Source organism: Deltaproteobacteria bacterium CG11_big_fil_rev_8_21_14_0_20_42_23, assembly GCA_002796345.1.
Lineage (GTDB): Bacteria > UBA10199 > UBA10199 > 2-02-FULL-44-16 > 2-02-FULL-44-16 > 1-14-0-20-42-23.
This window is the reverse complement of sequence record PCXC01000081.1, coordinates 81,176-96,375: the sequence shown is the minus strand read 5'-3', so window position 1 is coordinate 96,375 and position 15,200 is coordinate 81,176. Positions and strand designations below refer to the sequence as shown.

Annotated in this window: 12 protein-coding genes; 7 read left to right on the top strand and 5 right to left on the bottom strand. The window is 43.0% G+C overall.

Features of this window, described 5'->3' with window-relative positions; genetic code table 11:
- Positions 1–2 precede the first annotated feature (2 nt).
- The 5 genes from COV43_09620 to COV43_09600 are packed head-to-tail and all read left to right on the top strand — an operon-like array spanning position 3 to position 6,540.
- Complete coding sequence (locus COV43_09620) at positions 3–416, top strand: hypothetical protein (protein ID PIR24653.1); 414 nt, start codon at positions 3–5, stop codon at positions 414–416.
- Positions 413–1,675, top strand: a complete 1,263-nt coding sequence (locus COV43_09615) for a hypothetical protein (protein PIR24652.1) — start codon at positions 413–415, stop codon at positions 1,673–1,675. Before COV43_09620 ends, COV43_09615 begins: the two co-directional genes overlap by 4 nt.
- 10 nt (positions 1,676–1,685) lie before the next feature.
- A complete protein-coding gene (locus tag COV43_09610; GenBank protein ID PIR24651.1) occupies positions 1,686–2,891 on the top strand; it encodes a hypothetical protein in 1,206 nt (401 codons plus the stop codon).
- 2 nt (positions 2,892–2,893) lie between these two features.
- A complete protein-coding gene (locus COV43_09605; GenBank protein PIR24650.1) occupies positions 2,894–3,856 on the top strand; it encodes a porphobilinogen synthase in 963 nt (320 codons plus the stop codon).
- Positions 3,857–3,870: 14 nt separating this feature from the next.
- Entirely contained in the window at positions 3,871–6,540 is a 2,670-nt protein-coding gene (locus COV43_09600) for a DNA polymerase I (protein ID PIR24649.1), read from the top strand.
- 6 nt (positions 6,541–6,546) lie between these two features.
- Here the strand turns inward: COV43_09600 and COV43_09595 are convergent, their stop codons facing one another.
- From COV43_09595 to deoC, 5 genes are all read right to left on the bottom strand, one after another.
- Positions 6,547–7,575 carry a hypothetical protein gene (locus COV43_09595; GenBank protein ID PIR24648.1) on the bottom strand — a complete coding sequence of 343 codons (1,029 nt, stop codon included), beginning with the start codon at positions 7,573–7,575 and terminating at the stop codon, positions 6,547–6,549.
- A gap of 339 nt (positions 7,576–7,914) precedes the next feature.
- The gene (gene acs, locus COV43_09590; GenBank protein ID PIR24647.1) at positions 7,915–9,891 is read right to left on the bottom strand and encodes an acetate--CoA ligase; all 1,977 of its coding nucleotides are present in this window, start codon (positions 9,889–9,891) and stop codon (positions 7,915–7,917) included.
- Positions 9,892–10,007: 116 nt separating this feature from the next.
- The gene (locus COV43_09585) at positions 10,008–10,883 is read right to left on the bottom strand and encodes an aldehyde dehydrogenase (protein ID PIR24646.1); all 876 of its coding nucleotides are present in this window, start codon (positions 10,881–10,883) and stop codon (positions 10,008–10,010) included.
- A 29-nt stretch (positions 10,884–10,912) separates the two neighbouring features.
- Positions 10,913–12,424, bottom strand: coding sequence for a betaine-aldehyde dehydrogenase (locus tag COV43_09580; GenBank protein ID PIR24645.1), 1,512 nt, complete (start codon positions 12,422–12,424; stop codon positions 10,913–10,915).
- 41 nt (positions 12,425–12,465) lie between these two features.
- Entirely contained in the window at positions 12,466–13,347 is an 882-nt protein-coding gene (gene deoC / locus COV43_09575; protein PIR24644.1) for a deoxyribose-phosphate aldolase, read from the bottom strand.
- A gap of 120 nt (positions 13,348–13,467) precedes the next feature.
- Here deoC and COV43_09570 point away from each other — a divergent pair, with 120 nt between their 5' ends.
- Positions 13,468–14,307, top strand: coding sequence for a purine-nucleoside phosphorylase (locus COV43_09570; GenBank protein PIR24643.1), 840 nt, complete (start codon positions 13,468–13,470; stop codon positions 14,305–14,307).
- Positions 14,308–14,322: 15 nt separating this feature from the next.
- Positions 14,323–15,198, top strand: coding sequence for a hydroxymethylbilane synthase (locus tag COV43_09565; GenBank protein PIR24642.1), 876 nt, complete (start codon positions 14,323–14,325; stop codon positions 15,196–15,198).
- Positions 15,199–15,200 lie beyond the last annotated feature (2 nt).

The window sequence follows — 15,200 nt, the reverse complement described above, 5'->3', positions numbered from 1 at the left end:
AGATGGTCATGCCTTTGTTCCAGGAAAGCCTTACTATATATAGTGATACTGGGTATTTAGAAATGCTAAGAGCGTGGATACAAGATATTGCACGCAAGCTTGGAGATGAAAAATTTCCGCAAAATGCCATTTTAGGCATTACCACTTCTCTCATTGAGGCCGTGAACAACGCCATTTTTCATGCCCATAAAGGAAAAGTTGCTTCACCTGTCATCATTCACCTTAAGGTTGAAGAGGATTATATTTTGCTTGATGTGGTTGACCAAGGGGCTGGTTTTGCTCTAGAAGAAAGAAGTCTGCCTCAAGATGAACAGTCGTCTGGAAGAGGTGTTTTTTTAATTCAGCATTTTATGCACGAAATAGAATCAATCACAGAAGATCACCAGCATACTTTACGGATGAAATATCATTTATGAAAAAAAAGCACTTAGCCCCACTTGATCTTGTTCATAAACTTAGCATGGCTATTGCCGATGCGGTTGAGCTAGAAGAAGTTTACCAACTTGTTCTCGATCAAGTAGTGGAACTTCTTGGCGTTGATAAAGCTTCCATTATGATTTTTGATGAAAACATGGGCGCACTTAAAATTGTTGCAGCACATGGTATGGATGAAAAAGTAATGAAAAAATCCTTTGTCAGAGTCGGGGAGGGCATTAGTGGCAAAGTGTTTGCGAGTCATGAGCCTTTGCTTATTACGGATGTAAAAACAGAATCACTCGGCAGTAATCGAGATCGCTATAAAACAAATTCGCTTATGTCTTCGCCCGTTACTTGTGTGCCCATGAAAATGGGGGTTGAAAACTTGGGCGTCATCAATGTTACCGATCGCTCGGATGGTACTGCGTTTACCGATGATGACTTAACCTTACTTACTACCATTTCAAATCAAGCTGCCTCTTATCTTCATGTGTGTAGACTTTCAGAAAAGTTGCGCGGTTCAGAGAAGTTGGAGCATCAGTTAGAAATCGCGCGCCAAATTCAATTTCGACTCATTCCAACTTTGCCCCCTCAGATTGCGGGCTTAGATGTTGCAGGCAGATTGAATACAGCCGATCGCGTTGGTGGTGATTATTACGATTGTTTTCTTGCGCGAGAAAAACGGCCAGCGTTTGTTATTGCTGATGTTTCCGGTCATTCCATTGGAGCAGCCATTATTATGGCGGCATTTCGTTCGTCTGTGAGAGCGCAGCAAGATTCAGATTATTTGCCTTCAACACTCGTGCAGCGAGTGAATCAAATTTTGTTTGAAGATCTTTATCAATCAGAACAATTTATTTCCATGGTGTATTTGCAGTATTTAGAATCGCGTCAGCTCATTCAATTTACAAATGCTGGTCATCCGCCACCTCTTATGTGGCGCGGAAAAGAGAGACGCTTCGAGTGGCTTAGTACCGAAGATTCATTGTTAGGCATCGATTCTAAATTTCAATTTCACGAGAAAAAACTTGTCGTTTCAAAAGGTGATGTCATCGTGTTGTATACCGATGGAATTACAGAGGCAGCAAATGTAGATGGAGAGCGTTTTGGCGCCGATCGTCTCATGGCTTGTGTGCGAGATGCTATTGGTGGAACTTCGGCTCAAATTGTAGATGTCCTCACTGAAACTGTAAGCGAATTCATAGAACCCAATTCTCCCAAAGATGATATCACAGCACTTGTGTTGAAGGTGAAATAGGAACAACACAATGAATTACTCCGAAGCTCTGCACTATCTTGATCGTTTACGGCCAAAAGAATTTCGCATGGAGCTGGAACCACTTCGAGAAATATGTAGTTTGTGCGAAAATCCTCAACGCAGTTTTTCTACCGTTCATATTTGTGGGACGAATGGAAAGGGTTCAACAGCGGCTTTTCTCACCTCACTTTTGATGAAGAATAAATATAAAGTTGGGCTTTATACTTCACCACATTTAGTTTCGCCTGAAGAACGTATTCAAATAAACAGAGAATGTATTTCATCGTCAGATTTTGCTCGCCTTACACAATTCATTCAATCAAAACTTTCCGATGAAATGTACTTAAGTTATTTTGAGTTTATGACCTTAATGTCTTTCATTCACTTCAAAGAAAAAAAGGTTAATCTTGCTGTTTACGAAACAGGTTTAGGGGGAAGGCTTGATGCCACCAATGTGATTGAACCTTTGGTCGCAATTATTACACCCATTTCATTTGATCATATGCATCACTTGGGAAAAACTTTGGAAGAAATAGCCAAAGAAAAATGTGGAATTATTAAACGTGCTGTTCCTACGGTGACTGCACTTCAAGATGAAAAAGTGATGCGTGTCATCCGCAGATCTTGTGATGATATGGGTTCGCCGTTATTCATTGCATCTCCCGATAAAGTGAAAAGTCCACTTGGTTTGCTGGGCGAACACCAAAAACAAAATGCAGCATGTGCTTTAGAAGCTGCAGAAATTCTTTCAGATCTTGCTTACACCATAGATCATAAAGAAGAAGCGTTGCTCAACACTACTTGGAGTGGACGTTTGGAAATTGTGCAAAAGAATCCTTGTGTCATCATCGATGGCGCTCATAATGAAGCTGGTGCAAAAGTGCTTTCGCAATATCTTAAAACTCACTTTTCGCCCCAGCGCGTGGTGCTTGCCACTTCTATTTTTGCTGACAAAGATGCCAAAGGAATGCTTCGACATATTGCTCCCTGTGTGCGAGAACTCCACTGTTTAGAGCTAGTGGCCGAAAGGGCCAGCTCACCAAAAGATCTTGCTTCTCTTGCCAGATTGTTCCATACAAAGGTGCTTTCATACGAGGGGAAACCCGCAAATGAAGCTCTAAAGGGCATTGCAGCCAACCTTAAAAAAGATGAAGTTTTGGTGATAGCAGGCTCATTGTCACTCGTGGGTGAAGTACGAAAAATGTTTAAGGAGTAAATATGTTTCCAGAAACAAGAATGAGAAGATTAAGACAAACAGAAACCCTTCGCGAACTTGTAGCCGAAACTTCGCTTGAACGCAGACAACTGGTGTGGCCCGTATTTGTCGTCTCTGGTTCAAAACGTCGCGAAGAAATTCCATCGCTTCCAGGTGTTTTTCATTTTTCGCCAGACATGCTTTTGGAAGAAGCCAAAAAAGTTGCTGATCGTGGTGTGAAAACCTTGCTCCTTTTTGGCGTTCCACTTCAAGAAAAAAAAGATGAATTGGGTACGTTTGCCTTAAGTGAGGAAGGTCCTGTGCAGCAGGCGCTTATGTTACTCAAAAAACATTTACCACACCTTACTCTTTTTACCGATGTGTGTCTTTGTGCTTACACCAGTCATGGTCATTGCGGAGTGCTTTCCGAAGACGGCCAAGTATTGAACGATGAATCTTTAGAACTCTTGGCATCCATGGCGCTTTCTCATGCAGAGGCTGGCGCAACAGGAGTTTCACCTTCTGATATGATGGATGGAAGAATTGCGGCCATTAGAAATAAACTCGATGCAAATGGTTTTGTGGATACGCTTGTGATGAGTTATGCCGCAAAATATGCTTCAAGTTTTTATGGACCATTTCGTGATGCAGCTCATTCAACTCCAAGTTGTGGTGATAGAAAAACATACCAAATGAATCCAGCCAATAGCCGTGAGGCGCTAAGAGAGATGCAGCTTGATGTGCAAGAGGGTGCAGATATTCTCATGGTGAAACCAGGTTTGCCTTATCTAGACATTATTGCGAAAGCTCGAAAAACTTTTGATCTGCCTATTGCGGCGTATCATGTGAGTGGTGAGTATGCGATGGTGAAAGCTGCAGCAGAAAAAAAATGGATCGATGAACGTGCCGCAATGCTTGAATCGCTTATGTCGTTAAAACGTGCAGGAGCTGATATTATTATCACGTATTATGCTCCTTATTTTTAATCTTACCTCTTGAGATCATCATGAAAAAAAAGTTTATTGTCGTTGACGGTGCCAACTACCTTTTTCGTGCCTTCTACGCTATTCCACCACTATCGAATGATGAAGGTATGCCCACCAATGCGTTGTATGGTTTTACGCAAATGCTGCTCAGTCTCATTAAACAGGAAAAACCCAACTACATTGCAGTTGCGCTGGATACAAAAGAACCAACATTTCGAAATGAGCTTTATTCGGAATATAAAGCAAATCGAAAAGAACCGCCCGAGGATTTAGTCCCACAATTTCCGTACGTAAAAAAAATTATCGATGCGCTTAATATTTCCATTCTTGAATATCCGGGTTACGAGGCAGATGATATTATCGCAACTGTTGCTCAGAAATTTGCTTCAGCCGATTTGGACATCATGATTGTGTCATCAGACAAAGACTTGATGCAGCTTGTAAATGGAAACGTCTGTATTTTGGACACCATGAAAAAAAAATGTATCAAGAAAAATGAAGTGATTGAAAAGTTTGGTGTTCCACCAGAACGCGTTCAAGATGTTTTGGCACTTTCTGGAGATACTTCAGATAATATTCCTGGCATTCCAGGTGTTGGTCCCAAAACAGCCACAAAACTTATTGTTGAATATGGTTCTTTTGAAAATGTTTTAGAAAATGCAGAAAAAATAAAAGGCGCACTTGGAGAGAAGATCAGAGCAAACATAGATTTGGCGCTTCTTTCCCAGAAATTGGTGTTGGTGGAAAAAGATGTTCCTCTCAAAGAAAAAACTTTAGATATTTTTGAATGCAAAGAGGGTGACGTAAAAAAAATGGGTCCACTTTTTCACGCGCTTGGCTTCAAACGTCTTGCAGATCAAATGGCGCCTAAAACTGTTTTTTCAAATACAAAGTATCAATTACTCAACACTCAAAAAAAGTTTGAAGCTTTTCTTGAGCAAGCAAAAGAATCCAAGGTTCTTTGCCTCGATTTGGAAACAACTTCGCTCAATCCATTCGAAGCCAAAATTGTAGGATTCGCTTTGGCCACAGCATCTGAAAGCGCAGTTTATGTTCCCGTTGGCCACAATCTCCAGCTTGGCGAAGAACAGCTGAGGCTTGATGATGTGATAAAAGCATTGCAGCCCCTCTTGCTTTCAAAAGAAAAAACGCTTGTAGGGCAAAATATTAAATACGATCTTAAAATTCTTTTGCTGCATGGAATGAAATGTGAAAACAAACTTTTTGACACTATGGTGGCTTCGTATGTTTTGAACCCAAGTGAGCGTCACGGGCTTGATGAACTTGCGCATAAGTATTTCAGCCATACCATGATCAGCTTTGAAGAAGTGTGCGGAAAAGGAAAAAAACAAATCACCTTCGATGATGTGCCTTTGCAAAAAGCGCTTGAGTATGCAGCGGAAGATGCCGATCTTACCCTTAGGCTCTATGAGCTTTTTTCACAAAATCTCAAAACTGATAACGCCGAAGACCTTTTCTACACTTTAGAAATGCCCTTGCTTAAAGTCTTGATGCACATGGAATTGCAAGGATTTAAAATTGATGTGGAATTTCTTCAAAAACTCTCACACGACTTTGAAAAACGTTTAACGCATTTGGAAAAAAATATTTATGCTTTAGCGGGTGATGAGTTTAACATTAACAGTCCAAAACAGTTGGGTGAAATATTGTTTGGAAAACTGCAATTGTCTGGCGGGAAAAAAACAAAAACAGGTTATTCTACCAAGCAAGATATTTTAGAAGACCTTGCCTTACAGCATGAACTTCCACGACATGTTTTGGAATATCGTTCATTTTCAAAACTCAAATCCACTTATGTGGATGCGTTACCAAAATTGCTCAATCAAAAAACAAAGCGCGTGCATACTTCGTTTAACCAAACTGTTGCTGCAACTGGGCGGCTTTCTTCTTCCGATCCAAATCTGCAAAATATTCCCATCCGCAGTGAAGAGGGAAGAAAAATTCGAAAGGCGTTTGTAGCGCCAGAAGGCTATGTGCTGATTGATTGCGACTACTCTCAAATTGAGCTTCGCATTTTAGCACAGCTTAGCCAGGATAATGCTTTACTTACTGCATTTGCTGCCAATGAAGATATTCATGCACTTACAGCTTCAAAGCTTTTTGACTGCAATGTCCACGAAGTCACTTCAGAACAAAGGTCGGTAGGAAAAACGGTAAACTTTGGAGTTATTTATGGTCAGTCAGCATTTAGCCTTTCAAAGCAGCTTGCGATTGAACCCGCGAAAGCAAAAACTTTTATCGATCTCTACTTCAAGCAATTTCCAAAAGTGTTGGAATATCGTGAAAAGGTTTTAGATGGTGTGAAAAAAGAAGGCTACACTACAACACTCTTTGGACGACGAAGGTATTTTCCAGATATTGCATCTCCCAATCAAATGGTGAAACAAGCTTCAGAACGCATGGCTTTTAACAGTGTGTTTCAAGGAACTGCTGCGGACATTATTAAAAAAGGTATGGTTGAGATTGAAGAAAAACTTTCTTCAATCTGCAAAGATGCCAAAATGATTTTACAAGTTCATGACGAACTCATTTTCGAAGCTCCCGAAGCTGATGCACAAAATGTGATGAGGTTTGTAAAAGAAAAAATGGAGCAGGCCGTAAAGCTAGATGTGCCGCTGCTTGTAGAAGCAAAGTGTGGAATAAATTGGGATGATGCGCATTAGTTTTTGCTACTGCTCAAACTGCATAAGAGAATCGCCGATTTTGACTTCGTCGCCATCACTTAAAACATACTCATCAATTCGTTGTCCATTGACGTAAGTTCCGTTTGAACTGTTCAAGTCTACCAAAATAAATTCGGCGCCTTTTTTTAGAATTTGAGCATGTTGACGGCTTGACTTAGGATCGTTCAAAGGAATGGTGTTTGACTCGGCTCTTCCAAGAGAGGTTTTTTGCAAGAGCGTGATAGCCTCGCCAGCGTTGCTTCCATTTACATGGACTAATTTTGCTGGACGTACATTGGTGATTTTGGTTGCCTTTGCACTGTGGTCTTCTACAAGTGTTTCACCACTTGCATTTCCTGTTTGCGTACTTGAAGTGTCGGCGAAATAATTGGGAGCATCTTCTTCAAGCACATAGCCCGAAGCGTCTGTTTTGGGTTCGATGCTATCAACTCTGTTTTCAGCAATTTTCTTTGCAGGTTCATCTTGATCGGCAAGAAGATCGATGCCGGTAATATCGCTTTCTTCATCCTCGAGCATGAGTTCACTTTCGCTCGAAAAAATTTCCTCGTACTGATTGATATTGTCTTTGATGCCCTTAATCATGGTGCCAAGGGTAGAGATTTTTTTTCTTACGAGGCCAGATTCTTTTTCAAATTGCTGTTCTTGAAATTCGCCAAGTGAATGTCGAAATTCCAATTCTTCCAAGTTATTTTGGAGCTCTACCATTTGCTCTTGGAGTTTATCGTGCGTGGCTGAAAGGGTAGAAAGCTCTTGGTCAACATCAGATTTGACGATTAAAAGCCTGTCGCGAGCTTCGCCGTATCGATGCTCATAATCGGCAAGGACGCGCTCGTACACAATGGGGCTTAGGCTGTCTTTGCTGGTCTTAATTTTCTCGAGGCGCTCTTTTAAGGAGTACCAGCTTTGCTTTAATTCACTCGCTTTGGCCAAAAGCTCCTCATTTACGGAAAATTCGGGAAGATCGGCAAAAGTAGATTCTAGTTCTTGAGACATGATGTTCAAGCTCCTCAGCATTTAAATCATTGAAGTTCCTATGATAAAAGAGCTGTCCCCTTTGGTCAATAGCTCATATCCTTTAAGGCCAAGGATTTGCGGAGGAATCCCCGGAAAGCAGCAAAAACAGGCCCCAAAAAAACAAAGGCCCGTAGTGCACTATTGCTCTATGGGCCCAAAAGGGGGGTCAAACTCAGTTGCTTTCACTACCATTATCGAGCGAAAGGCAGTAAGAAGTTGCGTGGGAATGAAAAAAAAGACGATATTTTTGTAAGTTGTTGATATTTAAGGTTTTAAATGTTCTTTTTTCCTCTCCCTGCTTGTCCGCCAACGCCTTAGTGGAGGAAGGTGAGGGTGAAATTAAGTAGGCCTCGATTCAACCAGCTGATTGACCACATTGGGGTCGGCAAGGGTTGTGATGTCCCCTAAGTTTTCTGTATCGCCGGCTGCGATTTTACGCAAAATGCGGCGCATGATTTTTCCGGATCTGGTTTTTGGCAGAGCGTCGGTAAAGTGGATGGCGTCTGGGCTTGCGATGGGGCCTATTTCTTTTCTCACGTGCGCTACCAATTCTTTTTGTAAGTCTTTTGAAACTTTGGTGCCGCTGCGCAAGGTGACGTAAGCATAAATGCCTTCGCCTTTAATCGCGTGTGGAAATCCAACCACGGCGGCTTCGGTAACAAGCGGATGCGAAACGAGTGCGCTTTCTACTTCGGCTGTTCCCATACGATGGCCGGAAACGTTGATGACATCATCAACTCTGCCCATAAGCCAAAAATATCCGTCTTCATCTTTTCTGGCGCCATCACCAGTAAAGTAATAACCTGGAAAACGTGAGAAATAAGTCTCTTTAAATCTGCTGTGCTCGCCATACACCGTGCGCATTTGGCCAGGCCAAGGTTTTTTGAGGCAGAGATAACCACCTTCGTTGACGTGAGCTTCACTTCCATCTTCACGCAAAATCACAGGTTCAATTCCAAAGAAGGGTAAGCTCGCCGAGCCTGGTTTTGCGGTGATTGCGCCGGGAAGGCTTGTGATGAGCACACCACCCGTTTCGGTTTGCCACCATGTGTCTACAATTGCGCAGTGCTTGTTGCCCACTGCATTGTAGTACCACATCCATGCTTCCGGGTTGATGGGTTCGCCCACGGTGCCCAAAACTCGAAGATTGGAAAGATTGTATTGCTTCGGAAGTTCAGCACCATCGCGCATAAGCGAGCGCAATGCCGTTGGTGCAGTATAAAAACTATTCACTTTATATTTTTCTACCATTTGCCAAAAACGGCCGCTGTCTGGAAAGGTGGGAATGCCTTCAAAGATGACCGAGCTCGCTTGGTTACACAGTGGTCCGTAGACGATGTAGCTGTGGCCGGTGATCCAGCCAATATCAGCTGTGCAGAAATAAATATCATCAGGGTGATAATCGAATACGTACTTGTGTGTGGTAGCGGCGTAAACCATGTAGCCTGCTGTGGAATGCAGCACGCCTTTTGGTTTTCCCGTCGATCCTGAAGTGTACAAAATAAAAAGGGGATCTTCAGCATCCATAATTTCTGGAGCGCAGTGTTCTTCGCATTCAGTTTTTATTTCGTGCCACCAGATGTCGCTATCTTTGTTCCAGTTTATTTCATTTCCAAGTCGCTTTACCACCAACAGGTGTTGTGCGGTGCAGCCTTGTGCAGCAAGTTTTTCGAGCGCTTCATCTGCAACACTTTTCAAGTCGATTTGTTTTGTTCCTCGCATCACGCCATCTGCCGTAAGGAGATACTGTGATTTTGCATCAAGCATTCTATCTGCAATGGAGTCGGCAGAAAATCCGCCAAAGACCACGGAATGGACGGCGCCAATACGTGCGCAAGCCAGAAGGGCGACCGGAAGTTCAATGATCATCGGCATATAAATGGTAACAATGTCACCTTTTTTCACGCCCATTTTTTTGAGGGCGTTTGCCATCTTGCACGTTTCACTCAAAAGTTTTTTGTAGCTTATGGTTTTTTCTTCGCCGGGATGATTGCCTTCCCAATAAAAAGCAATGCGATCTCCTGCGCCAGCTTCAACGTGACGGTCTAAACAGTTTACAGTGATGTTTGTTTTTCCATCCACAAACCATTTGATGTCAATGTGATTGCCGTAATCGTATTCACAGACTTTGTTCCAGGTTTGAAACCAAGAAAAATTTTTGGCAATGTCTGCCCAAAAGTTTTCGGGATTTTGAATGGATTGTTGATATTGCGTTTCGTATGCCTGAAGAGAGTTGATCCACGTTTTATCTTTTACGTGTTGGGAAGGAGGAAAGGTGCGCTTTTCAGCGAGAAGAGATTCAATGATATTGTTCATTTTTCCTCCTGTATAGTGCGATAGCACAATGGTTCAATGGTTTTTCCCCTCTTAGGTTAAGAGGGGGTCAGGGGGAGTTAGAGTATTGGCAGGTGAGAAACAATACCTCCACAAACTTAAACCCCAACTGGATGCCATGCAGTTTTGTATTCTACCAAGTCTTGAATGAAGTAGGGGCTTTGTGCTTTTTGATCATCAAGCCATTCTTGTTTGCATGGTGTACGTTTAATGTGCACGCGTTTTACATTTTCAGCTCCAAGATTTTGAAGTGAGGCAATCAGTTTTTCATCTTGGCCAGAGTAATCAACTGCATTTACATCCATATGCGAAGCAAGATGTGGTGCAAGTTCACTTGTGATTCCGGTGATGATATTGACAACGCCGCCAGGAACATCAGATGCTACAAGCACTTCCGCAAGGCTGATGGATGAAAGGGGAAACTTTTCTGAAGCGATAACAACGCAAGTATTTCCGCTTACAATGCAAGGTGCAATTTTTGAAACCAAAGCAAGTAAAGGAGCTTCGTTTGGCGCAACAATTCCCACTACACCTGTGGCATCGGGATAAGTGAAGTTCCAGTAATTTCCGGCAACGGGATTGATGGAAGAAAAAATCTGCATGAATTTATCAGACCAACCTGCATACCAAATGAGGCGATCAATTGACTTTGAAATTTCTTGATTGGCTGCAGCTTTTGTGGCGCCAGTTTGTGCCATGAGTTCATGCAAAAAAGTTTCTTTTCGACTCTCAAGAATTTCGGCAATGCGGTACAAAATTTGGCCGCGATTATAAGCAGATTTTTTAGACCAGTCAGGAAACGCCTTTCTAGCAGCTACTACAGCGTCACGAATATCTTTTTTGGAACCGTGACATGCATTGGCTAAAAAGCTTCCATCGGCGGCGCATACTTTTAAAGAGCGCGCACTTTCGGTGCGAGGAAATTTTCCTCCAATGTAAAGTTTATACGTTTTGTTCACGGGAATTCTGCTCATAGTTACTCCATTTTTTTTCAGCAAAAAAGTTATGTAAGCTCCAAGTAGGGAAGCAATCCATGCAAACCACCTTCGCGTCCAAAACCACTTTCTTTGTAACCGCCAAAAGGTGAGGTAGGGTCAAATTGGTTGTAGGTATTTGCCCACACAACGCCAGCGCGCATTTGGTTTGCAATATGGAAAACTTTTGAGCCTTTGTCAGTCCAGATGCCGGCCGATAAACCGTATGGGGTGGCATTTGCCCGTTCGATGACTTCCTCGGGAGTTCTAAATGTTAAAATAGAAAGCACTGGGCCAAAAATTTCTTCCTGCGCCACGCGATGAGCAGGTGACACATCCGTGAAGAAACTGGGCGGATACCAAAACCCTTTTTCAGGAAGCGTGCAGTTTATTTGCTGAAGTTTTGCGCCTTCAGCTTTTCCACTTGCAACCAGTTCTTTAATTTTTTCAAGTTGCATGTGTGAGTTGATGGCGCCCACGTCGGTGTTTTTATCCAGAGGATCACCCACGCGAAGTGTTTGCATTCTGTCCCAAAGTTTTCGCTTTACGGTTTCGTAAATACCTTCTTGCACAAACAGCCGCGAACCAGCGCAGCAGACGTGGCCTTGGTTGAAGTAAATGCCGTTGATGATGCCTTCAATAGCTTGATCGATTGGCGCGTCTTCAAAAATAATGTTGGCTGCTTTTCCACCAAGCTCCAAGGTGAGTCTTTTCTTTGTGCCAGCAATAGAGCGTTGGATGGCTTTACCCACTGAAGTTGAACCCGTGAATGCAATTTTTGAAATATCGTTGTGTTCTACAAGACAAGCGCCGGCATCACCGTAACCCGGAAGAATATTTACTACTCCCGCAGGAAGATCTGCTTCTTGAATGATTTCGGCCAAGTGAAGTGCTGTAAGGGGAGTTGTTTCAGCAGGCTTTAAAACTACCGTGTTCCCGCAAGCTAGAGCTGGAGCTATTTTCCAGGCAGCCATAAGAAGTGGAAAGTTCCACGGAATAATTTGTCCAACCACTCCAAGCGAATGCGTTTTTCTTCCCGGAAAAGCATAATCAAGTTTGTCAGCCCAACCGGCATAATAAAAGAAATGTGCAGCAGCTAAAGGAATGTCGATGTCGCGAGATTCGCGAATAGGTTTTCCGCCGTCCAAAGTTTCCAAAACAGCAAGCTCACGTGAGCGTTCTTGAATGATGCGCGTGATACGGAAAATATATTTTGCGCGTTCACTGCCTTTCATTTTTGACCACACGCTGTCGTAGGCTTTTTTTGCAGACTTCACTGCGAAATCAACATCAGCTTTTTCAGCTTTAGCTACAGTGGCCAAAAGTTTTTCTGTGGCGGGATTAATGCTCTTGAATGTTTTTCCTGATTTTGCGTTTACAAATTTTCCATTAATGAAAAGTTGGTATTCTTTTTTTATCTTAACCGAATCGGTAGATTCAGGTGCAGGTGCATAATCCCACTTGTCACCAAAAAAAAGTTTGCGTGGTTCAACGACTTCGAGTGTGGTGTGTTGATCTCTTGCTGAGGATTGTTTTTTCATTGCAGCACCTTTGTTGTTTTTGTTCGTCTGAGAGAAAATGCTTACGCAACACTAAAGTAATCTAAAGATTGATACTGGCCTGTAACTTCTTTTACAATTTGCATCAGAAGATCATTGGCAAGCGTTGATGCTCCAAAACGGAAATAGTCTGGAGTGAGCCATACATCGCCTAAAGTTTCTTTAATCATGACTAAATATTTTAGCGCATCTTTTGCAGTGCGAATACCACCGGCTGGTTTCATGCCGATCATTTTTCCGGTTTCGTACCAGTAGTCGCGAATAGCTTCTAGCATGACCAAGGTGACGGGAAGTGTAGCATTGACGCCAACTTTACCGGTGGAAGTTTTGATGAAGTCTGCACCATTTTCCATGGCGATGAAGCTTGCGGTTCTTACATTGTCATACGTTTCAAGTTCGCCGGTTTCTAAAATAACTTTCAGGTGTGCATCGCCACAAGCTTCTTTTACTTTTCCAATTTCGTCAGCAACTTTTTTGTACTGGCCAGAAAGAAAAGCGCCGCGATCAATCACCATGTCAATTTCATCAGCTCCCATTTCAACCGCGCTGCGTACATCTTGAAGTTTAAGGGGAAGAGGAAAAAGTCCAGAAGGAAACCCCGTTGCAACAGAAGCAATGTGAACGCCAGATCCAGCTACGCAACGTTTTGCGACGGGAATCATGTTTGGATACACACACACAGCGGCAACATGCGGAAGACCTGCAACACCTTCGTGTGGATGAATGGCCTTGTGGCAAAGAGCCCGTACTTTTCCAGCGCTGTCTTTGCCTTCTAGTGTGGTGAGGTCAATCATGCTGAGCGCAAGACGGAGGCCTTCTTGTTTTGCAGTTTTTTTGATACTGCGGGTGGAGAGGCGTTCCGCGCGTGCCTCTACTCCAACTTGGTCAACGTGGGTCATTTTCATGCCCACCGTCCCTAGTGCTTTTTTGTGCTGGAAGCAAGTAGTTTCAAATGTCTTGCGTTTTCCATTTTTTTTCAGCAAAGGTAGCCAAAATTAAAGGGAGTTTTAAAAGGTTGGAGGGGAATTGTGGCGGGATTTTATAAAGATTATTTTCAGCATGTAAAAGAGTCGGCAGCGTGGTGCGAAAAGCACTTTACGTTGAAGCCAAAACTGTTGGTGGTTTTGTCGGCGGGTCTTGATGCCTTTGCAGAGCAGCTAGATGAGAAGCAAGTAGTGGAAAGTGTTGATATACCTCACTTTCCTGTTTCACGTGCAAAAGGACACAGTGGAAAAATTATTCTTGGAAAATGGAAAGGTGTTCCTGTGCTGGTTCGGCAAGGCCGGCAGCATGTGTATTCAGGATACGCTCCGCAAGAAGTAGTGTTTCCCTACTTTGTTTTTTCCGCTCTTGGTTGCAAAACGATGATCAGCACTAATGCCGTTGGTGGTATTCGTTACGATCTTTGTCCCGGTGATATTGTGGTGACCACCGATCATATTAATATGATGGGGGTAAATCCACTTGTTGGTATTTCGGTGCAGCATGAAGAGAATCAATTTCCCAACATGACGCAAGCGTATGATGTTGCTTTGCGGGCAGTAACTGCTGCGGTTGCAGAAAAACAAGGCGTTCCCCTTAAAGAAGGTGTGTTCATCGCGGTGAGTGGACCTAACTATGAAACGAAAGCTGAAATAAAGGCCTACCGCATTATGGGTGCTGATACCATTGGCATGTCAACTGTGCCTGAAGTGATTGCTGCAAATTATTTAGGCATGAAGGTTTTGGTGTTGAATGTGGTTGCAAATCCTGCTGCCGATAGACACGACGGTGTGATGACGCACGAAGAAGTGTTGAGCGCCATGAACAGTGCTTCACCAAAAGTTGTGAAGTTGTTGCAAGGTGTTGTTGAAGAAATCAAATAAGAGTTTGAGGAAACGATGAACATTGTTTTGGGCACAAGAAAATCAAAACTTGCTCTTTCTCAAAGTAACTGGGTTGCAGGTTTGCTTAGAGCTGCTGGTGCACATGTTCGCTTGAAAGAAATTGTAACAACGGGTGATGTAAAGCTTGAGACAAAACTTGCAGACATTGGTGGCAAAGGTCTTTTTGTAAAAGAAATTGAAGAAGCTATGCTTGCGGGAGAAATTGATTTGGCTGTTCATAGTATGAAAGATGTGCCAGCAGGTTTTCCAGATGGGCTTCAAATTATTGCTATTCCGCAGCGCGAAGATGTGCGAGATGTTTTGGTCTGCACACACGCACATTCTTTTGCATCGCTTGCAAAAGGAGCTGTGGTAGGCACTTCCAGTCCACGTCGTGAATGTTTGCTTCGTGAATATTATCCTCATCTCAAGATTGTAGCTATGCGTGGAAATGTGGATACTCGTCTTAAAAAACTTGAAGCGGGCGAAGTTGATGCTTTAGTTTTAGCAGCAGCAGGTTTACATCGTTTGAATCTTACAGAAAAAATCACGGCATATCTCGATCCGTTTGAAATGATTCCCGCAGTAGGCCAAGGCGCACTTGCGCTTGAAGCACGGCAAGATGATCTCGAACTTATTTCATTTGTGCACACTTGTTTGCACGATGAGCACACAGCGCTTGCGGTTGAATCGGAACGAGCCGTGCTGAGAACAGTGAGCGGAGATTGCCACACGCCGCTTGGAGTTTTTAGTGAGTGCGATGCCGAAGCCATTACACTGCATGCTTTTTTGGGCACGGAAAAAGGCATCGTGAAAAAAAGCGCCAAAGCTCCTCTGCAAGAGGCTTTGCAGCTTGGCGAAAAAATTGGAAAGCAATTACTTGCAGGTTAATC